We start from the raw sequence: 18432 nt of genomic DNA, 5'->3' as shown, positions 1-18432 counted from the left end.
CCGTCGCACACTCCTGATCCTGCCCGTCACAGACTCCTGATCCCGCCCGTCGCACACTCCTGATCCCGGCGTGCTTTTGGCCGGGATCCACCTCCAACAGAACATGACCAGAATGACGAGAGGAGACGCGATGACCATCGAAACCAGCGTGGTAGCAATGGAAGCGCGCGTCCTGCATGCGATGCGGGTGGCAGGGTGGTTGAAGGCGGATCGGGTCGGTGCCTGGTTACCAGGCGTGCCGGGGCTCCATGACGTGCTGACGGATCTGGCCACCCGGGAGATGCTGCGGGCCATGGAAACTCCGCAGGGAACCATGTACGCAGCCACCGAAAGTGGTGTGGCGCTGGCCGATAACGCCGTGGCAGACCTGGCCGCAGCGAGCGCCGTCGGCCAACTCCTCGGCGAGTTCGAGATCGGCGACCCGCTACTGAAGGAGCGAATCACCGCATTCCAGCGCACCCGGGACGCGACGGGAGCAATGGCGGTGATCGAATTCCACAGCGGCCGTGCGGATCTGCTGCGTCGGATCGGTGCGGCAAGTGCGCTGTGGTCCGGCTACCCGGCACGGTTCGAGGCGGCGGTCCGGGCCATCGAGGACGGCGAGCTCGACCATGTGGCCTCACCTCTGATCGACAGCTATCACACGGTATGGCACCTGCTCCACCGCGACCTGCGGATCGTGGCCGACAAGCTGTTGGGGTAGAGATTCACGAAGACCTCCGATCCGGTGATTGCGCCTGTCACCCGAAGGTCTTCGCCACGTCAGCTCACTACACCGCCACCAACGGCCGTAGTCAGGAGAGGTTCGACCCGGCGACAGTGCCGGAGTTCGCGGGCGCCTCGGCCGGATCGCCGATCGGCGGCGCGGTAATACCGTTCACGGCCCCGGCGGCGGCACCGATCGCCGCGCCGACCGCCGCCGCAGGCGTGGCGACGAGCGCGCCACCCATCCCAGCACCGATCATCAGCGGCACGACCGTCCCCACCGGCAGCATCGGCGTCCCGGCCATCGCCCCGACAAAACCACCCATCACCACTCCGGCGACAACCAGCGGACTCGCCACCGCCGTGCCGACCGCCGCACCCTGCGCCGCGGTCCCCAGCGTCTGCGCGGCAATGCGATCCGAGCGCGACGGAGCGAACCCGGCCGAATCCAGCGTGCCCGCCAAGCGCGCCTCGACCTGCGCGGACGCATCATTGATCTGCGCGGCCGGTTCCGGCGGCAGCCAGGCCGGAATATCGACCTGGGTGTCGCCGAACCGAAGCTTGCCCGCGGGCGCCTCGATCGGCGCCACCGTCGCGACCTCGGCAGGATTCGGCACATGCAGCCGCCCGGCATCAACCGCGGCCAGCGGAGCAGGATCGGGAATCGCCCGCACCCCGGTGGCTGAATTCCGACTCACATGGGTGTGGGGCGCGTCCGCGCCCCGATCGCTCCCGGCCACCCCGTCCGGAGCAGCCCCGAGCCCCTGCACCACCGGCGCATCGCCCGGTTGCGCCGCCGCCGCGGCCCCGGCAGCGCCGAAGGCCGGAGCCAGCAGCACCGCCCCGGCAACAACCAACGATCCCAAGCATCGAAAATGTGAAAACGATTCCGCCGGACCGGGTTTACCCATGAGCGACCTTTCTGTTCGAACATCAACGGATGCCGAATATTCGGACCGGTGAGCAATCCGGATTGGTGGTGTAGCGGGGAGATACCGGTTGTTCCGGCGGACGAACTGTGACTGTTCAATGGGTCCGTTGACGAGTAACCGGGGCCCGGTCGGCTGACGTTCGATGATGTGCAGCCGGCCGAGTCGCGGCGAACGCTGCCCACAGGAGATTGAGGGGGTGGCTGGGGTCGTAATTGTGGCGTTCGTTCCTTCGCCCGAAGATTCCGGCGAGCAGTTGCAGGCTGGGGTGGTAGTCGGCGGTGAGAGGGACCAGACGGAGGTTGGGGCTGCCGGGGAGTCGGCCTTCGATGGTGGCTTGGGCGACGGCATGAGCGCAGACGAGTGCGCCGTGGGTGAGGCCGGATCGCAGGAGAGCGAGTCCGTAGTAGATGCTGTCGACCTCGGCGACGATGGTGAGGCGGCGGGCGAAGTCGGGACCGTACCAGCGGCGGAGGAATTCGGCGATGACGCCGACGGCGGGGGCCAGCAGCGGTATGTCGGGGAGCCGGTTCTGGGGGACGGCCTGCAGTGGGAGTTCACGAGTGGTGAGGTTCGTGATGAGGGCGAGGGGTTCGCGGTGCCATTCGATGACGTCGTAGTTGTCGTGGATGGGGTCGTTGTCGGGGGCGGCGGCGATGCTGCCGCAGACGAGGTCGACCTCTTGGGCGTCGAGGCGTTGCCAGAAATCGCGGGTGCGGGCGTGGGTAATGGTGAGTTCGATTTCGCGGCGGGTGAATTCGTCGGCGACCAGGGGCCATGCCTGGGCTAGGAAGTCGACGGTGAATTCGGTGGTGGCGATGGTGATGCTGGCACCGAGTTTGCGGCGGCGGGCGCTGATCTCGGTCAGCCAGTCGCCGAGCATGCCGCGGCAATGCGCGGCGATCTGCTCGCCGGTGGGGGTGAACAGATAGTTCTGTCCGCGGCCTTGTCGGATGCAGATCGGTTCGCCGCACATCTGGGTGAAGGCGTCGTTGAGCTTGTCGACCTGTTTGCGGACCGAGGAGTGTTCGCGGCTGAGCAGGCGCGCGGCGGCGAGCGGTGAGCCGGTCTGGTGGACGGCCAGCAGGGTGCGTAGCTGGTCGATGGTGAGGTCCAGTAGTGGTGGCGGGCAGTCGTGGATCGGGGTGGATGAGGTTGGTGTGCGCACGATTCCGGGCATCGGCACCCTTTCGAGGCTGGTTGATGTTCGCCGGGTTGTTTGGGCGGGAAGGTGGGACATTTCCCGGTGAGAGGTTCCGAATATGTTCTATCGAATCCGAACGCGGCCTGTACGGGGAAGCCGGAACATTTGGTGGATGGGAACACTCAACATCACCGGCAGCGGCCGGGCCGCGTCGTGTTATTTCCGCACCACCGTCGGTGACGGATCGCGGAAAGCGTTGGTGCAGATCGACGAACGCTGCAACTTGCACTGCGTTCATTGTTTCGTGTCGGCGACCAGGCAGGGCGCGACGATGGCCTACGACGACATCACCGGCGCGGTGATTCCCCGGCTGGCGCAGGCTCGGGTGGAGCGGGTCACGCTGACCGGCGGTGAGCCGACGATCCACCCGCGGTTCCTCGATGTGGTGCGGGCCTTCCGCAGTGCGGGCATGGGAGTGGGGGTGTGCACCAACGCGACCACTTTGAACGAGGCGGCGATCGCCGAGCTGACCGGGATCGGCGGTGTACACGTGAATGTGTCGCTGGATGGGTTCGCGCCCGAGTCGCACGGGATGTTCCGCGGCGACCGCGACTCCTTCCATATGACGATCGCGACGACGAGATCCCTTGCCCGCGCGGGCATTCTGCAAGGACTGCTGTGCACACCCAATTCGCTCGCACAGGACGAGGAATACCGGCAGCTGTGTGAATTCGCCATCGAGTGTGGTGCGGAGTACGTGCTGATGAACCCGCTCGGCTCGATGGGCCGTGGCGTGAAATCCCGGCGGAAGCTGGCCGCGACCGACGACCGCATGGCCCACATCCACGACCTGACTGCACCGTTCGCCGGTGCGGGCCTGGATGTTGTGCACATCCGATTCCCCAACACCGCCTCGCTCCCGCTGGCCGGGTGCGAGGCAGGCACGATCATCTACGTGTTCGCCCGCGGGGAGACCACGGTGTGTCCCTATCTTGTTTTTGCGGCGAAAACGCCGCAGTCCCAGCATAATCCGGCCGAATTCATCGTCGGAAACATCCTCACCGACCCCGATATCGCCGACCGCCTGGACACCTACCCGGCGGCCCGGCTACAGATGGGCACCAACTCGACCTGCGCGAGCTGCGGGGTCGCCGACGCCTGCGGGAAGGGATGCCCGGCGGCGGTGGTCGCGGCCGGACAGCGCATCGGCGCCGTGGATGCCGAGGTGTGCCCGGTCACCACCGAGGGACGGCGGCTGCTGCCGCTGACCGTCGCATGACCGTGTGATGGACGTCGACACGACCAACCGAGCATGTGAGAGCATCGCCGCCATGCTTGCCGACCACATCCTGCACCTACGTCAGCGGAGAACACCGGCATGACCGACCTGAGCGTGTTGACCCTCAATATCCAGAACCCCGCCCCGGCGCGCGCCGAACGACAGCTCGATTGGCTGGCTGGGCGGAACGAGGACGTGCTGGTGCTGACCGAGACCAGAGACAGCGCCGGATGTCGGCTGCTGGCCGAGAGGTTCACCGCGGCGGGGTATTTCGTGCACTATCCGATACCGGAGGCCGGGGACTACGGGGTCATGATCGTGAGCCGGTTGCCCGCCACCGCCGGTGATTTCGGTGCCCGGCTCGGCTACTTGCCCGCCCGCGCCGCTGCGGTCACCATCGCGGCCGTGCCGGGCCCGATCGAGATCATCGGCGCCTATGTACCGTCCCGCGACGCCAGCCCCGAGAAGACCGATCGGAAACGAAAGTGGTTGCACGCCTGCCTGACCGGGTTGTCTGCGCGCCCGCCAGAACGGACGGTGTTCGTGGGGGACCTGAATGTTCTCGAACCCGATCACCAGCCGCGGTATCGGTTCTTCGTCGAGTTCGAGTACGACTTCTATCGCCGTCTCACCGCCGACTGCGGGCTGGTCGACGCGTTCCGGGCGCTGCACCCGGAGGCGGTCGAGCATTCCTGGGTCGGGCGTACCGGCGACGGCTACCGCTACGATCACCTGCACACCAGCGCCGACCTCGCCTCGAGCCTCCTGGAGTGCGCCTACATTCATCATCCGCGCCTGGTGCGGCTCACCGATCATTCCGGGCTGTCGGCGCGGTGGTCGATCGATCCCGGACCCCGGTTGGTAACCTCCGACCCGGTCACCGTCGGCGAGCCCGACACCTTGTTCTGAGGTCGGGTCTATTGGTTCTCGCTCTGTCGGCGGCCGCGACCTGGCCACCGACACGGCGTAGGACCTATGAGTGCTACCGACACCCCTGTACTCCGGTACGGAGCGCGCGTGCTGCTGCTGGACCCCGGCGACCGGGTGTTACTGATCCACGCCATGGATCCCGACAATCCCGATCACCGGTGGTGGGAACTCCCCGGCGGCGGGCTCGCGACGAATACGGAGGCTCCGCGTGATGCCGCGCGGCGTGAGCTGGCCGAGGAGACCGGCATCGTGGTCGGCGAGATCGGAGATCACTTGTGGGACAGGGAAAGTCGGTTCGTCTACCGGGGCCGTCGGCACCATCGCCGCGACAGCGTCTACCTCGCCCGCGTCACCGACACCGCCCCGGCGCTCACACCTGAGCACACCGCGAACGAGAAGGCTGGCCTGTTGGGCTGGCACTGGTGGACCAATGCCGAGCTCACCGGCACCCGGGACAAGCTCCTGCCCGGCAACCTGGCGCGCCTGCACGCCGACCTCATCGCGGGTCGGCTCCGGCAGCCGTTGCCCCTTCGCCTCTAGCCGCTTCGACCAATCGGTCCGCGCGAATCGTTCAGGGCACCAGCCAGTTTCGTTCGTAGGGGAGGCGGGTTGTGCAGGTGGGGGAGATGTGGGGGTAGACGGTTACGGTGTCTTCGCCGTGGGTTGCGTTGAAGGAGGTTGCGAAGCGGAGGGCGGCCGAGGTGCAGGCTCGGTACCAGAGGTCGAGGCGTTCGCCCTTGATGTTGTCCCAGCGGACTCGGATCATGACGTCGGGCTCGGTGGGGTGGGGTGAGGAGGGGGAAACCATCAGGCCACCAGCTTGTTTCGGTCGATCCACCATTTCGGGCACTTCTCCTCGAGGGCGAGGCGTTCTCGGAGCGTGGCGACGCCTATCGGCAAGGGGCGGGTGCCGTGTGGGCCCTGTGCGTCGAGTGGGATGAGGCGTGGGCATGATCTTGGGAGACGCCAGCCGATCGCCATCCGGAATGTGACAACCAATCCGAGCCAGAGGGCTGCGGTCAGCAGGGTGAGTGTGGCGGTCATCGGAGGGATGACCTTGTTCGGTGTGGTGTGTGGTGAGCGTGGTGATCTATTGTCGCAGCGAACATCTCGTAGTCCTTCCGCGTGATCGGCTGGTTGTGGGAACGCGTGGAAGGGAAGCACGCGGGTCAGGGCGTCGGACGGTTTTCCGGCATTGACAGGAAATCTCCTCGTTTTCCCTGCGCGCTGGTCAAAGGCATGCAACGGTTCTTGTCGCACTCGTGAGGCTCAACTAGTCAGACGGGGGTTCATCAACATGACAGGAAAATCGACTGGCAGGCCCAAGCGAGGGCGGCCGAGGAAGGTGGTAACCAGTAGCGTGCCCAGGCGAAGACTCGGACGGTACCTGCGCGACCTTCGCGTTGAGATGGGCCTGACCATCCCGGAAGTAGCGGAGCAGGCCCAACGGAGTGCACGGACCATCTCGCGCTACGAGAAGGGGGAGTTCCCCGAGAAGATCAGGGCCGCCGAGATCCGAGAGATGTGTGCGATCCTCGGAGCCGAGGACGCGATGACCGAGGCGCTGCTCGGCCTGGCACAGCAGGCGAACGACAAGACTTGGTATCACCAGTTCGGCGAGCTGATTCCGGAGAACTTCGACATCTATATGGGTCTGGAGGCCAACGCAACGCGGATCGTGTGCTACTCGCCCGATGCTGTGATCGGCCTTCTACAGACGGAGGGCTACGCCCGCGCTCTGTTCGAAGTGGGCTACCCCGAGTCGTCGCGGGAGGAGATCGATCAGCGTGTCGAGATGCGAATGCGACGACAGCGTCTGATCACCCGCAAAAAGAACCCGGCCAAACTTGTTGTCGTGCTTGGCGAAGCGGCGCTTCACCGGATCGTCGGCAATCGCCGTGTCATGTCTGCGCAGTACAAGTACCTTGCTGACATGAGCACCCTGCCCAACGTCTCTATTCGAATCCTTCGCTCCGACGCTGGCATACCGCTCGGCCATCCGATGAGTCGGTTCGTTGTCCTAGGCTTCGAGGAAGGAAAAGGACGTGAGGTTGAGCCGCCGATCGTGTATATCGAGGGATACACGGGTGACGTTTACCTTGAGAAGAAGAACGACGTGCGTCACTATCTCGAGGCGCATGAAGCGATCTGGCGCGCCGCGTTGGATGAAGCCGAAAGTAGGGAGCTGCTTCGGCAGCTGGCAAGGGAGTGTAGAGCGTGACCGACAAGTATGACGTTGACCTATCCGATGCGCAGTGGTTCACCAGCACTCGCACCTCGGCACAAAAAGAGTGCGTGGAAGTCGCGTTCCTTGGGGACGGCTTCGTCGGAGTGCGTGACAGCAACAATCGCGCTCGTCCGGCGTTGGTCTTCACGCCTGGTGAGTGGCGCGCGTTCATCGCAGGTGCCAAGGATGGAGAGTTCGATCAGTCATGACTGACAAATACGACGTCGATCTGTCTGGCGCGCAGTGGTTCACCAGCAGCCGCACCTCGGCGGAAAAGGAGTGCGTAGAGGTCGCCTTCCTCGAGGACGGCCGTGTCGGGTTGCGTGACAGCAACAATCGCACCCGTCCAGCCTTGGTCTTCACTCCCGGTGAGTGGCGCGCGTTCATCGCGGGCGCGAAGGACGGCGAGTTCGATCAGGCGTAGTCCCAACAACATTGCGAGACACGGCCCGGCTCCTGCGAGCCGGGCCATCGCTATTTCGAGCCCACGAACCCTCGCCTCGTGACCCGCCGAGGTATCCGTGTCAGCCCGTAGACGGCGACGCCGAGCGCCAGTCCCCAGAAGGCGGAACCTATGCCCAACAAGGTGATTCCGGAGGCGGTGACCAGGAGGGTGAGCAGTGCGGGCTCGCGGTCGGCGGGGGAGGCGAGGGCGTCCGACAGGCTGCCCAATAGCGCTCCGAGCAGCGCGATTCCGGCGATTGCCATGACGAGTTCTTTGGGCAGGCCCGCGAAGACGGCGAGCAGTGCGCCGCCCGCCGTGCCGACGGTCAGGTAGCCGATCCCGCACGCCACGGCCGCGATGTAGCGTCGCCGGGGCTCGGGATGGGCCTCGGGGCCGGTGCAGATGGCGGCGGTAATGGCGGCCAGGTTGATGGCGTGACTTCCCCACGGGGCCAATACGAGTGACGCCAGTCCGGTCGCGCCGATGAGCGCGCGGTCGTCGGGGCGGTATCCGGCGGCGCGCAGTACGGCCAGACCGGGAGCGTTCTGGGAAGCCATGGTCACCACGAATAGCGGTATCGCCAGCCCCACCGCCGCGGCTAGGGTGAAATGCGGCGTCGTCCACACCGGATGCGCCAATCCCCAAGAAACATGGCCGAATTCGAGCCGTCCGCGCAGCACGGCCGCCAGCGTCCCCGCACCGAGCGCCACCACCACAGCCCAGCGCGCCGCAAACCACTTCACAATCAGATAAGCACCCAACGCCACCGCAGGCACCAGCGGTCCGATTGCCAAGGCATGGAACACATCCAGCCCGAACGAGAGCAGAATCCCCGCAAGCATGGCCGGAAACAGCGCCGCCGGAAGACGATTCATCACCCGTCCGAACCACCCGGTGATACCCAACGCCAGCGTCGCGATAGCAGCAATCACGAACGCCCCGACGCACGCCGCATACCCGTACTCGGCGAATCCCGTAGTGAGCAGCGCCGCCCCCGGCGTCGACCAGGCGGCCACAACCGGCATCCGCGCCCAGAGACTGACCACCACACAGACCACCCCGCTGCCAATGGATATAGCCCACACCCACGACGCCGTCTGCCCGGCGGTAAGCCCACCGGCCTTGGCGGCGGCGAGTACGACAACCATAGGCCCGGCGTATGAAACTGCCACAGCGACAAGGCCAGCGACGATTGCCGATAACGCGTAGATCCTCGCGCCGCCCGCTGCGCGGACGGCGCGAGGAACATTGGGGGCCTCCGCCGAGGGGGAATTGGAAGTGGTGTGTGCGCGAGGAAGGGCGGAGGTAGCCCCTGCGTGCGGAGCAGTGGTGGCGGTGTCTACGTCGGGAGGGGCGGAGGTAGCTTGTGCGCGAGGGGCATTGGGGGTGGTCGCTGCGTGGGAATCGCTAGTGCTCATGACGCGATGTCGCCATCGGCCGTCGTGATTCCGGCGTGCTTTTGGCCGGAATCTACTGATGCGCAGAAGGTTACGATGGATCCCGGCCAAAAGCGCGCCGGGATCACAGGGTTGAGCGTGCTGGGGATGACAGGGTTGAGCGTGCTGGGGATGACAGGGTTGAGCGTGCTGGGGATGACAGGGTTGAGCGTGCCGGGGATGACAGGGTTGAGCGTGCCGGGGATGACAGGATTGAGCGGGCCAGGGATCACAGGGTTGAGTGTGTCGGGATGACGGGGCGACATCACAACGCCTTTGTGCGGGCCGGTCATCGGAGGGTCCATGTGGAGTCCTGTTGGGCGAAGGTTATGGAGGAGCCGGGGCGGAGGCCGATGGTTGTGCCTGTGAGGGGGTGGGGGGTGTGGATGAGGATGTTGTAGTGGTTGGGGTAGTGGCAGCTGTCGAAGCCTAGGACGGTGCCTATTCGGATGCCGTCTATGTGGACTTCGTCGCCGCGGTCTATGACGCCGGGGGCGGTGATTTCGGCGAAGCCGAGGAAGCCTACTCGGTCTATGGGGGCGCCGGTGGCGTTGTCGGTGTGGTCGGTGGTTACCAATTCGTGGACTTCGCCGCGGCCTACGCAGCGGCTTGCGAACTCCGACACCGACATTCCGCGGTCGTCGCGGCGGTGGCGCAGGACCTTGACGATGGAGCCTGCGACGGCGAACTTCGCGCCGTCCTCGTGTGGATTCATCGTGGATCTCCGATTCGGGTGCGGGCGTACGCGTCGGTCACCAGTTGCAGGGCGGTCAGGCCGTCGCGGCCGAACTCGCCGCCGCTCTCGATCGCGAGCGCGAAATCGCCCAGGATGCCGACGTATTCGTGCCACAGCGAGCTCTTGAAGCCCTCGAACCCGGCCAGCATGTCGGCGGAAAGTACCGTGCCGTCGGCGTATTCGACCTCGACGTCCTTGCGTTCGCCGTGCGGATAGGACCAGTCCAGCAGGATCTGGGCGGTGGCTCCGCCCGGGGCCGAGCAGACGATATCCGCCTTACGGTCCACCCCGGCGGCGTCGCGCTCGATTCGTGCCTCGGCAATGGTCAACTCGGGCAGGAACATTCGCACGACGTCGATGGCATTCGGCCCGTTGTCGGCCACGCACCCGCCGCCGCACCGCTCCATATCGAGATACCACCGGTCATCGCCCACATGCTCCTCGATGAGCTCGTCGTAGTGGGTCCGCACCGCCCGCACCGGCCCGTGCCCCGCCCCGCGCCGCCGCAGCTCGAGCACATTGGTGTTGTAGCGGCGATGAAATGCGGTGAACAGCACGACATTCGCCGCCTGCGCCGTGGAGCACAGCTCGCGAGCATCGTCGATATCGGTGGCGAGCGGCTTCTCGACACATACCGGAATCCTCGCCGCGAGCGCATCGGAACACAGCCGAGCATGCGCATCATTGGGTACATTCACGATCACCGCATCCAGCGCGGCCTTGTCGAGCATGGCCCGAAAATCGGTGTAGCAGGCGAACTTTCCTTCGAACGGCGTCAAACGCTCGGGCCGCAGATCGCACACGGCAACCAACTCCGCCGCTTCGACGTGCTCGAAGGCCGCGATGTAATAGGGTGCGATAACCCCGAGCCCGACCAGGCCCGTGCGCAGTGGCTTGCTCATGCCCCCACCTCGTTCGATCCGGACACAAGCGTCGGTGGCTCGACCCCCTCGGCACTCGCCACCTTGCGTACCTCGTCCCAGAGTGCGAAATCCATTGCTACGCCGTCACTTCGGGCAGCTCGTAGCTTCTCGTCTTCCCGCAGCCCCGGATAACCCACGGGCTGCGCGGGATCGACCGGCGCGCACGCTCGCAGCGTGGCGAACATTCCGGCCGCGGCCGGTCCCATGGCCGAATCTCCGCGTGCCGCACCGGGATCGATCACCATGGCGAAATAGCCGATGTCGTCGTCGCGCCCGGTGGGTCCGCCGGAGCCCGTGTATGCCTCCGGTGCGGGACCGAGCGCAGCTCCGGAGACCAACGCCGACAGCACCTCTACCGCCAGCGCCAGGCCATAACCCTTGTATGCGCCGGTTTCCGGGCTGCCGCCCAGCCAGGTCGGGAACCCGTCGCCGCGGTCGAGGGCCGTCGGGTCGGTGAGGGGTGCGCCGGACTCGTCGACCAGCCAGCCGGATGGGATCGGGTCGCCGCGGCGGGCGGCCTGGCGGATCTTGCCGGTGGGGACCGCGGTTGTGCTCATGTCCAGGACGTAGGGTGCGGCGTCACCGGCGGGGGCGGCAATGCTCAGCGGGTTGGTGCCCAGCATGGCGTAGCGGCCGCCCGGCGGCCGGGCGATGCGCTGCGCGCCGCAGTTCGACGACAGCAGGGCGATGCGGCCGCGCAGTGCCTGCTCGCGGGTGTGGTAGCCCGCGCAGCCGAAGTGGGTTGCGTTGCGTACGAAGCACACTCCCACGCCGTAGCGTTGCGCGCGGTCGGCGGCATTGTCGAGAACCGCACTGGCGGTCCACAATCCGAGCGTGCCCGCGGCATCGATGACGGCGGCGGCGCCGCGGTCGGAGGTCACGGCGAGCTCACCGGCCGGGTCGACGCGATCATCGTCGAACAGCGGCAGATAGAGCTTGTTCAGATTGGCCAGTCCGTGCGATCCGAGCCCGGCGGCGTCGCCGTACACCAGGGCGTCGGCGGCGATGCGGGCCCGGTCGGCGGGCAGTCCGCGGCCGGTGAAGATCCGCGCGACGAAGGCGATCAGCTCGTCGTGATCGACGCGAACCTGCCCTGCGGTATCGACTTCGGAGATCTGCATACCTATCCATTCACTAGCGGCTGAGTGCGGGAATCGGGGAGGCTGGCGGCGAAGCGGCCCACCAGGGCGCTGATTCGCGCGGCGTAATCCGACAGCTCGCGCAGATCGGCGAATTCGCCTGCGGCATGGGCGCGATTGGCATCCAGGTCGCCGGGACCGTATACCACCGTGTAGGTGTCGGGCACCTCGCCCAGCCAGATTGCGTCGCAGGTGAATCCGGGCTCCTCCGACCACGGGGCCAACCCGTCGAGCAGCGCTTCGGCCCATGGATCGTTGGAATTCAGGGTCGGCAGGCCACTTTTCAGCCATTCGACGGTGACGAGGTGCCGGGCGTCGGCGGCGGTGCGGGCGTAGCCGGGGATGTCGGCGAATTCGGCGGTGAAGTCGGAGAGTGCTGCGGCACAGTACTTCTCGAGGGATTCACGCACACGCTTTCCGGTCGCCATATCACGATACGCGATGTTCATCAACAGCTCACCGTGCCCGTAGACGCGGTTGTGTAGATGCCCGGTGTGGATTCCCGCAATGCATACGCGCGCCCCGGCCGCCCACCGTGATTCGTCCCGGGCGAGCCGATGAGCCAGGTAGCCCAGCAGAACCGTCGCATTGTGCCCGGCCTCGGGATGATCATCGATGGCGTCGTCCCCGCACAGGCCGATCCGTGCCGTCATGGCGGCCGTACTGCGCGGCAACAGCCTGCCGCCGGTGGGTTCGCAGAAGACGTTGAGGCGACCCACATATCCCGCCTCCACCAGCGGCCTGGTGCCGAAAACGCCCATGGCCCCGCCCTCTTCGCCCGCGACCAGCTGCACCAGCACACCGATCCCGGCCTCCGCCGGACACCACCGGCCGAGCGCATCCCGCAGCCCGGCCAGCAGCGCCACCGCCGGACCCTTCGCATCGATGGCCCCCCGACCGGATACCCGGGTCCCGTTCACCTCGGGTACGGGCAAATCGGCAACGGTATCGAGGTGCACATTGAACATGAGCGTCCGATCCACCGAAACCCGTGGCCCCCACCGCAATACCAGACTGGGCTGACACTCCAGAAAGTCCGGGCACTCGGCAGCGGCCCGCCGCACCAGCTCCGGAACACCCTCGCGCAGCAGACAATCAGGCTCCGCAGGCGCATGCCGCTCCACCTCGAACCCGAACCTCCCCGCATGCTCAGCCACCATCCGCCCCGCCTCCCACAGCCGCGGTCCAGGCCCGTCAGGGGCCTCCAACGGCCCAGCGGTCGGCAACGCGAGCAGACCGAGCAGGAGCTCGCAATCACCCTCGGTGAAGATCCCTCCGCCTCGCTGACGCTCGGCTCCGGGAAGACGAGGTGAGGGCCGCTCGGTTCCGGGAAGACGAGGTGAGGGCTGCTCGGCTCCGGGAAGGCTAGGCACGTCGGCGGAGGTCCCGCTCGTCGTTCCGGTAGGTGTCCCGCTGGTCGTCACGACACCTCCTCCGGCAGCAGGGCCGACAGGAATTCGTCGAAATATCTTCCATAGTCGACGAATTCGGTGATGTCGGTGAGTTCGGTCATGGCCTCGTGGGGGCGGAGGGTGAGGTGGGGCTCGATGGAGAACACTCCCGTGTAGCCGTGGTCGAGTAGGAGGCGGATGCTGTCGGCTACTTGGCATTCGCCCTCGCCGGGGTGGACGTAGCGCACGCCTTCGGGGCGGTGGACGGCGTCTTTGATGTGTACGTGGTCGATCAGGTCCACCACGGTCTCGAGGTAGTCGAAATCGGGGTAGCCGTGGGCGGGGCCGTTGCCGGTGTCGAACAGGAGGCGTAGGGCGGGGGAGTCGATGGCGTGCAGGAGGTCCGCGGCGCGGCGGGGGTCGGTGCCCGCCCAGCCTGCGCAGTTCTCGTGGAGCAGGATCAGGCCGTGGTCGGCGGCGAGGGCCGTCAGCTCGCGGATGCGGCGGAGCACCTCGGCGGCCCAATCGCGTTCGGGGAGACCATCGTTGGGGTAGGACATGATTCGGATGTGGCGGCAGTTGAGGGCGGCGGCCCGCAGGGACAGCACGCGTAGTTCGGCCATGTCGTCGGCGAACGGTGCGGTTATGGGGCGGCCCCAGTTGCCGATTCGGGAATCCAGGCACACCACATCGACGCCGGAGCGTGCCAGCAGCATGGCGGCGCGGGCGAATGCGGTGTCGTCCAGGTCGGCCAGTGCGGTGCCGCCGATGCTGCGGAGCTCCAGGCGATTCCAGCCCAGCTCGGTGACCGCCTCGATCTGCCGGTTCAGCGCGGCGTGCGCCTCGTCGCCGATTCCGGCACGCGGACAAGGGATGTCAGAGCGCGACACGATGGTCCCTCCCGGCCGTCGCCTTCGCCGCGTCGAGCAGTTCGACCACCCGGCGGTGCAGGTCGAGCGGATCGGTCACCGGCCCGGCGAGACCCGCGGCCCGCCGATAGGTGTCTTCGACAAGGATTCGCAGCGCGTCGTCGGAAAACGATTCCGACGAGCGCCCGCACCCGGTGTGCATTTCCACCCGACCGCGTAAATCGTCGGCCGCTCGCGAATAATGCCCGATCATTACCCCACCCTCGAATTCCACGGTGATTCGCCGAACCCGTTCCGCAGCGGTCAGATCCGATTCGATTTCGGTCACCGCACCACCCGCGTGGGCCAGCGTCAGGCCCGCCCCACCCATATTCGCGATCACCCTGCCCTCGATCGGTGGGGTGTCGCGCAGCCACGCCGAGGTCAGCTCGGCGGCCCCGGCCAGCGCGAGCGCCACGCCGACGCTGTGCGGCGGCTCGACGTCGAAGGCGTTGGTGTGCGCGGCCGATGCGGCGGTGCGCGCCAGCCGCGGTTTGGTCTGCCGGATCGCGATGCGCCGCACCGCACCCAGCGCGCGCGAGTCCACCGCGGCCCGGATCCGCCGCGTCACACCGCTGGACAGCCAGGGTGCCACGATCGTGAGATCCAGGTCCCGCCGCCGGGCGAGCGCCAGCAGCGCCCGCGCCTGCGCGGCATCGGTGGCCAGCGGTTTCTCCACCAGGAAATGCCGGAAGCCGAGATCGGCGAGCTCGATAACCGCGTCGAGCCGCACGGTCGGCGGCGCGCACAGGTGCACGACCGTCGCGCGAGGGTCGGTGTGCCGCAGAGCCTCCCGCGGCGAGCCGAGCACGAGCAGGCCGTCGGTGTCCGGCGGCGGGATCGGGTCGTAGCCGAGGGGGTCGGCCGCGTCGAACAGCGCGCCGAGCCGGTGATCGGTGCGCGCCTGCTCGCGGATCGTGCGCAACGCGCGCAGGTGCAGGTTGCGCCCGGCGTGGCCGAGGCCGATCAGAAAAGAACGCAAAGCCAAATCCTCGAATCAATTCGGCGAGACGGAATACGAGCTCCGTCGTACCCAAATTCTCCCGAAGCGCGTTTCGCGCGCAATATACAAGGCGTGACAAGTTGTTGCTATGGCTGCGCCGCCGCCGCGCCGATTGTCTGGTAACACATTCGGCGATTACGGCGAGGAGATTCAGCATGGGTACCGCCCTCGGCCGGGCCGCGGATCTGCTGCTCGGGGTGAATGTGATGCGCAAGCGGGGACTGTTCGACCCGCTGCGCCCGGACCTGGCCCTGCGGTCCGCGCTGAGCGTCACCCGATTCGGCCCGTTCGCGGGCGTCGTCAGGCACGCCGCGCGGATCCGGCCGGGCGCGACGGCCATCGTCGACGAACGCGGCGAGATCGGCTGCGCGGAGCTGGAATCGCTGTCCAACCGGCTGGTCCGCGGCCTGGCCGCGCAGGGGCTGCGGCAGGGCGATGTGGTGGGGGTGCTGGCCCGCGATCATCGCGGCATGGTGCTGAGCCTGATCGCCACCGGCAAGCTCGGCGTGCAGGCGGTGCTGATGAACACCGGGTTCGCGAAACCGCAGCTCGCCGCCGTGGCCGCCCGCGAGAAGGTGCGGGCGCTGCTGCACGACAGCGAATTCATCGAGCTCACCAGCGCCGTCCCGGCGGACATCCCGCGCATCCTCACCTGGGTCGACGAGCGAGACGGGGTGGACCCCGCGCTCCCGACGCTGGATTCGCTGATGGCGCGGCGGTTGCCGGAACCGGTGGCCCGGCCCGCGCGGCCCGGCGGCATGATCATGCTCACCAGCGGCACCACCGGCACCCCGAAGGGCGCGCCGCGCGAGAAGACCAGCCCGTTCGCCTCCGCGCAGTTCCTGGATCGAATCCCCTTGCCGCGCAACGGAACCATGATCATGGCCGCGCCCGTGTTCCACGGCACCGGCCTGTCCCAGTTCACCCTCGGCCTGGCGCTGGGCAATCGGGTGGTGTTCCAGCAGCGCCGCTTCGACGCGGAGCGGACGCTGGCGAATGTCGCCCGGTATCAAGCGGATTCGCTGGTGCTGGTGCCGACCATGCTGCAACGCATCCTGGACCTGCCGCCCGAGACGCTGAGGCAATACGACATATCGTCGCTGCGGGTGCTGGTCGCCGCCGGATCGGCCATCGCGCCCGAACTGGTGCGGCGGACCCGGGAATACTTCGGGGACATCCTCTACAACATGTACGGGTCGACCGAGTGCACCGTGATCTCGGTCGCCGGTCCCGAGGAGCTGCGCATCGCGCCGCACACCGCGGGCCGCCCCCCGGTCGGCATCCGCCTCACCCTGCTCGACGACCACCGCCGCCCCATCACCACCCCCCACACCACCGGCACCATCTTCATCCGCAACGCCCACTCCTTCACCGCCTACACCGACGGTCGCACCAAGGAGACCGTCGACGGCATGATGTCCTCCGGCGACGTCGGCCACTTCGACGAACACGGCCTGCTCTACATCGACGGCCGCGACGACGAGATGATCGTCTCCGGCGGCGAGAACGTCTTCCCCCAGGAAGTCGAACACCTCCTCGCCGACCGCCCCGACATCCTCGAAGCCGCCGTCATCGGCGTCGACGACCACGACTACGGCAAACGCCTGCGCGCCTTCGTCGTCCCCGGCCCCGACTCCCCCCGCGACGCCCAGGAAATCAAGGACTACGTCAAAGCCAACCTCGCCCGCTACAAAGTCCCCCGCGACGTCGTCTTCCTCGACGAACTCCCCCGCAACGCCACCGGCAAACTCCTACGGAAGGACCTCGCCTAGGAGTCGGTGTGGGCCTGCAGCCACTTCTCGGCGGCGGCCATGGCCTCGTCGACCGTGAGGTGGCCGGAGCGCGGGCCGACCGTGGAATCGGTTCTGGCGCACCAGAAGCAGGTGGTCACGGTGTCGGCGCGGACGACGGCGCGGGCCGTGCCGACGGTCTTCTCCAGCCAGAATTCGCCGGGGGCGTCCATCAGCCGCCAACCATCGACCGCGTGCCCCGGCCGGATCGGGCCCCACGTGTCGCCGGATTCACCGTTACCGTTCACCGATCGCTGCCATCCTGTGCCATGACGGGTCCGAGACTGGGTACCAACCTGCGGACTTCTCGGTAGGAGATGCCGAACTTACCGATCACCGCGGCCGGGACGGTGCCGTCGCCCGGTAGCGCGCGCAGGAACAGCGCGTCGCGGTGTCGGCGCGCCGCGGCGAAGTCGGCCGTGGCGGTGATCATCGCGCGCGCGGCATCGGGATGCCGGTCGCGCAGGGCGGCGCGGGCCGTCAGCAACGCGGCATTGGCCCCGGTCAGCCGGGCCACGGCGGCGGCGATCCGGTCGTCGGGCACGCGGCACTCCGGTTGCGGGGCGGGCGGGAAGTCGGGGTCGACCGCCTGCATGCCGCGTAGTTTGGGCCTGCAGTTCCGTTCGTCGCATCCGTCGTGAATGCGAAGTAGCATGCGGCCGAACTGCTCTCGCACCGGGCCGGGATCGATGCGGCAGTACGCAAAGGGGACCTCGGGCTGCTGTGCAGCCGTGGCCTGGACAGCAGCGGTTGTTCTTCGGTCCATTGCCATGTGCAGCCCGTACTCGCAGAACCTGTTCTCTGTCGATTCGTAAAAACCCGCACGTGCCATCACGACCGCGAAGCAATCATGATGTATCGGATCGTAGTCGCCCCGCACGGTCGGCGTGAACATTTCAGGGCACCAACCGGATTCGAGACGATCCCGGTCGTGTCGCGGAATGGTGGATGCACGGCCGGATGCACGGCACGTTTGTGCGTGCAGACGTGCGAAAACGGGCGAAAGTGTCACGGCACCAGGCTCTTTCGGTCGAGAGATTTCGGTCGATGCGGGTGCTTCGGATGCAGCCTACTTCCCGTGTGTCGCGGGTGTGAAAACACCCCCGCCGGAGCGGTTCTTGTCCGATTCACTTTTTCGATAGTTGACCTACGAAACAAAAAGTCGCCGGGCGATTCTGAAAAGAGAATGCCCGGTCGCCGATAACCCAACCACCACCCGGTCCGGGCGAAACCGAAAATCCGGTCGATCGCCCAGACAGCCCACTAGGCTCCGAATCCATGAAACGAGCGATCACCATCGGCAGCCTGACCCTGGTGGTCGCGACGGTGATCGAATACGGCCGCAGCACCGGACATTCCGGCATCGCACTGGGCATCTCAGCGGCCGCAGCCGTGCTACTGCTGCATGTCGCTGTGCGGCGGTAGCGCCGGTAGCGCCGGTGATCGG

At 67.0% G+C, this 18432-nt stretch carries 23 protein-coding genes; 9 read left to right on the top strand and 14 right to left on the bottom strand.

Annotated elements, in window-relative coordinates:
* The first annotated feature begins 130 nt into the window (after positions 1 to 130).
* Positions 131 to 703 (top strand): hypothetical protein, encoded by a 573-nt coding sequence (locus tag HPY32_RS12820; RefSeq protein WP_156674116.1) that lies wholly within the window; start codon positions 131 to 133, stop codon positions 701 to 703.
* Between the two features lie 91 nt (positions 704 to 794).
* Here the strand turns inward: HPY32_RS12820 and HPY32_RS12815 are convergent, their stop codons facing one another.
* Positions 795 to 1571 carry a hypothetical protein gene (locus HPY32_RS12815; RefSeq protein WP_156674117.1) on the bottom strand — a complete coding sequence of 259 codons (777 nt, stop codon included), beginning with the start codon at positions 1569 to 1571 and terminating at the stop codon, positions 795 to 797.
* 160 nt (positions 1572 to 1731) lie between these two features.
* Positions 1732 to 2814 (bottom strand): LysR family transcriptional regulator, encoded by a 1083-nt coding sequence (locus HPY32_RS12810; RefSeq protein WP_067581151.1) that lies wholly within the window; start codon positions 2812 to 2814, stop codon positions 1732 to 1734.
* 136 nt (positions 2815 to 2950) lie between these two features.
* Between HPY32_RS12810 and HPY32_RS12805 the strand changes: the two genes are divergently transcribed.
* From HPY32_RS12805 to HPY32_RS12795, 3 genes are all read left to right on the top strand, one after another.
* Entirely contained in the window at positions 2951 to 4057 is a 1107-nt protein-coding gene (locus HPY32_RS12805) for a radical SAM protein (protein WP_082870838.1), read from the top strand.
* Between the two features lie 99 nt (positions 4058 to 4156).
* Positions 4157 to 4966 carry an endonuclease/exonuclease/phosphatase family protein gene (locus HPY32_RS12800; protein ID WP_067581153.1) on the top strand — a complete coding sequence of 270 codons (810 nt, stop codon included), beginning with the start codon at positions 4157 to 4159 and terminating at the stop codon, positions 4964 to 4966.
* 66 nt (positions 4967 to 5032) lie between these two features.
* Positions 5033 to 5527, top strand: coding sequence for an NUDIX hydrolase (locus HPY32_RS12795; protein WP_067581156.1), 495 nt, complete (start codon positions 5033 to 5035; stop codon positions 5525 to 5527).
* 31 nt (positions 5528 to 5558) lie between these two features.
* Here the strand turns inward: HPY32_RS12795 and HPY32_RS12790 are convergent, their stop codons facing one another.
* Together HPY32_RS12790 and HPY32_RS12785 are read right to left on the bottom strand one after the other, a co-directional pair.
* The gene (locus HPY32_RS12790; RefSeq protein WP_067581158.1) at positions 5559 to 5795 is read right to left on the bottom strand and encodes a hypothetical protein; all 237 of its coding nucleotides are present in this window, start codon (positions 5793 to 5795) and stop codon (positions 5559 to 5561) included.
* Positions 5795 to 6031 carry a hypothetical protein gene (locus HPY32_RS12785; protein WP_156674118.1) on the bottom strand — a complete coding sequence of 79 codons (237 nt, stop codon included), beginning with the start codon at positions 6029 to 6031 and terminating at the stop codon, positions 5795 to 5797. Before HPY32_RS12785 ends, HPY32_RS12790 begins: the two co-directional genes overlap by 1 nt.
* Before the next feature lie 253 nt (positions 6032 to 6284).
* Here HPY32_RS12785 and HPY32_RS12780 point away from each other — a divergent pair, with 253 nt between their 5' ends.
* The 3 genes from HPY32_RS12780 to HPY32_RS12770 are packed head-to-tail and all read left to right on the top strand — an operon-like array spanning position 6285 to position 7638.
* Positions 6285 to 7208, top strand: a complete 924-nt coding sequence (locus HPY32_RS12780) for a helix-turn-helix domain-containing protein (RefSeq protein WP_067581160.1) — start codon at positions 6285 to 6287, stop codon at positions 7206 to 7208.
* Positions 7205 to 7423 (top strand): DUF397 domain-containing protein, encoded by a 219-nt coding sequence (locus HPY32_RS12775; RefSeq protein ID WP_082870839.1) that lies wholly within the window; start codon positions 7205 to 7207, stop codon positions 7421 to 7423. The genes HPY32_RS12780 and HPY32_RS12775 overlap by 4 nt, the downstream gene beginning before the upstream one ends.
* Positions 7420 to 7638: a DUF397 domain-containing protein gene (locus HPY32_RS12770; RefSeq protein ID WP_067581162.1), complete on the top strand. Its 219-nt coding sequence runs from the start codon at positions 7420 to 7422 to the stop codon at positions 7636 to 7638. Before HPY32_RS12775 ends, HPY32_RS12770 begins: the two co-directional genes overlap by 4 nt.
* Before the next feature lie 50 nt (positions 7639 to 7688).
* On the opposite strand, the gene HPY32_RS12765 is transcribed toward HPY32_RS12770, so the two are convergent.
* From HPY32_RS12765 to HPY32_RS12730, 8 genes are all read right to left on the bottom strand, one after another.
* Complete coding sequence (locus HPY32_RS12765; RefSeq protein WP_082870840.1) at positions 7689 to 9077, bottom strand: benzoate/H(+) symporter BenE family transporter; 1389 nt, start codon at positions 9075 to 9077, stop codon at positions 7689 to 7691.
* Positions 9074 to 9388, bottom strand: coding sequence for a hypothetical protein (locus HPY32_RS44580; protein WP_253949729.1), 315 nt, complete (start codon positions 9386 to 9388; stop codon positions 9074 to 9076). The genes HPY32_RS12765 and HPY32_RS44580 overlap by 4 nt, the downstream gene beginning before the upstream one ends.
* Positions 9385 to 9810 (bottom strand): DUF6917 domain-containing protein, encoded by a 426-nt coding sequence (locus HPY32_RS12755; RefSeq protein WP_067581164.1) that lies wholly within the window; start codon positions 9808 to 9810, stop codon positions 9385 to 9387. Before HPY32_RS12755 ends, HPY32_RS44580 begins: the two co-directional genes overlap by 4 nt.
* On the bottom strand, positions 9807 to 10733 hold the full coding sequence (locus HPY32_RS12750) for a Gfo/Idh/MocA family protein (protein ID WP_067581166.1): 927 nt from the start codon (positions 10731 to 10733) through the stop codon (positions 9807 to 9809). The genes HPY32_RS12755 and HPY32_RS12750 overlap by 4 nt, the downstream gene beginning before the upstream one ends.
* Entirely contained in the window at positions 10730 to 11875 is a 1146-nt protein-coding gene (locus tag HPY32_RS12745) for an Ldh family oxidoreductase (protein WP_067581168.1), read from the bottom strand. Before HPY32_RS12745 ends, HPY32_RS12750 begins: the two co-directional genes overlap by 4 nt.
* A gap of 2 nt (positions 11876 to 11877) precedes the next feature.
* The gene (locus HPY32_RS12740) at positions 11878 to 13053 is read right to left on the bottom strand and encodes a M20/M25/M40 family metallo-hydrolase (protein ID WP_082870841.1); all 1176 of its coding nucleotides are present in this window, start codon (positions 13051 to 13053) and stop codon (positions 11878 to 11880) included.
* Between the two features lie 260 nt (positions 13054 to 13313).
* Complete coding sequence (locus HPY32_RS12735; RefSeq protein WP_197696376.1) at positions 13314 to 14174, bottom strand: sugar phosphate isomerase/epimerase family protein; 861 nt, start codon at positions 14172 to 14174, stop codon at positions 13314 to 13316.
* A complete protein-coding gene (locus HPY32_RS12730; protein ID WP_067581170.1) occupies positions 14161 to 15174 on the bottom strand; it encodes a Gfo/Idh/MocA family oxidoreductase in 1014 nt (337 codons plus the stop codon). Before HPY32_RS12730 ends, HPY32_RS12735 begins: the two co-directional genes overlap by 14 nt.
* A gap of 176 nt (positions 15175 to 15350) precedes the next feature.
* Here HPY32_RS12730 and HPY32_RS12725 point away from each other — a divergent pair, with 176 nt between their 5' ends.
* Positions 15351 to 16967, top strand: coding sequence for an acyl-CoA synthetase (locus HPY32_RS12725; RefSeq protein WP_171982848.1), 1617 nt, complete (start codon positions 15351 to 15353; stop codon positions 16965 to 16967).
* On the opposite strand, the gene HPY32_RS12720 is transcribed toward HPY32_RS12725, so the two are convergent.
* The gene (locus HPY32_RS12720) at positions 16964 to 17233 is read right to left on the bottom strand and encodes a hypothetical protein (protein ID WP_067581174.1); all 270 of its coding nucleotides are present in this window, start codon (positions 17231 to 17233) and stop codon (positions 16964 to 16966) included. The two genes, HPY32_RS12725 and HPY32_RS12720, sit on opposite strands and share 4 nt — an antisense overlap.
* The gene (locus tag HPY32_RS12715) at positions 17230 to 17580 is read right to left on the bottom strand and encodes a hypothetical protein (protein WP_156674121.1); all 351 of its coding nucleotides are present in this window, start codon (positions 17578 to 17580) and stop codon (positions 17230 to 17232) included. The genes HPY32_RS12720 and HPY32_RS12715 overlap by 4 nt, the downstream gene beginning before the upstream one ends.
* Before the next feature lie 683 nt (positions 17581 to 18263).
* Between HPY32_RS12715 and HPY32_RS12710 the strand changes: the two genes are divergently transcribed.
* Positions 18264 to 18410, top strand: a complete 147-nt coding sequence (locus HPY32_RS12710; RefSeq protein ID WP_156674122.1) for a hypothetical protein — start codon at positions 18264 to 18266, stop codon at positions 18408 to 18410.
* The last annotated feature ends 22 nt before the right edge of the window (positions 18411 to 18432 follow it).

The organism is Nocardia terpenica (assembly GCF_013186535.1).
Classification (GTDB): domain Bacteria; phylum Actinomycetota; class Actinomycetes; order Mycobacteriales; family Mycobacteriaceae; genus Nocardia; species Nocardia terpenica.
The sequence above is the reverse complement of the archived record's forward strand: the minus strand, read 5'-3'. Positions and strand labels throughout refer to the sequence as shown.

Coding starts and splice junctions, on each gene's coding strand:
- HPY32_RS12820 (WP_156674116.1), top strand. CDS start 131: ATGACCATCGAAACCAGCGTGGTAGCAATGGAAGCGCGCGTCCTGCAT.
- HPY32_RS12810 (WP_067581151.1), bottom strand. CDS start 2,814: ATGCCCGGAATCGTGCGCACACCAACCTCATCCACCCCGATCCACGAC.
- HPY32_RS12805 (WP_082870838.1), top strand. CDS start 2,951: ATGGGAACACTCAACATCACCGGCAGCGGCCGGGCCGCGTCGTGTTAT.
- HPY32_RS12800 (WP_067581153.1), top strand. CDS start 4,157: ATGACCGACCTGAGCGTGTTGACCCTCAATATCCAGAACCCCGCCCCG.
- HPY32_RS12795 (WP_067581156.1), top strand. CDS start 5,033: ATGAGTGCTACCGACACCCCTGTACTCCGGTACGGAGCGCGCGTGCTG.
- HPY32_RS12790 (WP_067581158.1), bottom strand. CDS start 5,795: ATGGTTTCCCCCTCCTCACCCCACCCCACCGAGCCCGACGTCATGATC.
- HPY32_RS12785 (WP_156674118.1), bottom strand. CDS start 6,031: ATGACCGCCACACTCACCCTGCTGACCGCAGCCCTCTGGCTCGGATTG.
- HPY32_RS12780 (WP_067581160.1), top strand. CDS start 6,285: ATGACAGGAAAATCGACTGGCAGGCCCAAGCGAGGGCGGCCGAGGAAG.
- HPY32_RS12770 (WP_067581162.1), top strand. CDS start 7,420: ATGACTGACAAATACGACGTCGATCTGTCTGGCGCGCAGTGGTTCACC.
- HPY32_RS12765 (WP_082870840.1), bottom strand. CDS start 9,077: ATGAGCACTAGCGATTCCCACGCAGCGACCACCCCCAATGCCCCTCGC.
- HPY32_RS44580 (WP_253949729.1), bottom strand. CDS start 9,388: ATGACCGGCCCGCACAAAGGCGTTGTGATGTCGCCCCGTCATCCCGAC.
- HPY32_RS12755 (WP_067581164.1), bottom strand. CDS start 9,810: ATGAATCCACACGAGGACGGCGCGAAGTTCGCCGTCGCAGGCTCCATC.
- HPY32_RS12750 (WP_067581166.1), bottom strand. CDS start 10,733: ATGAGCAAGCCACTGCGCACGGGCCTGGTCGGGCTCGGGGTTATCGCA.
- HPY32_RS12745 (WP_067581168.1), bottom strand. CDS start 11,875: ATGCAGATCTCCGAAGTCGATACCGCAGGGCAGGTTCGCGTCGATCAC.
- HPY32_RS12740 (WP_082870841.1), bottom strand. CDS start 13,053: ATGGTGGCTGAGCATGCGGGGAGGTTCGGGTTCGAGGTGGAGCGGCAT.
- HPY32_RS12725 (WP_171982848.1), top strand. CDS start 15,351: ATGGGTACCGCCCTCGGCCGGGCCGCGGATCTGCTGCTCGGGGTGAAT.
- HPY32_RS12715 (WP_156674121.1), bottom strand. CDS start 17,580: ATGCAGGCGGTCGACCCCGACTTCCCGCCCGCCCCGCAACCGGAGTGC.
- HPY32_RS12710 (WP_156674122.1), top strand. CDS start 18,264: ATGAAACGAGCGATCACCATCGGCAGCCTGACCCTGGTGGTCGCGACG.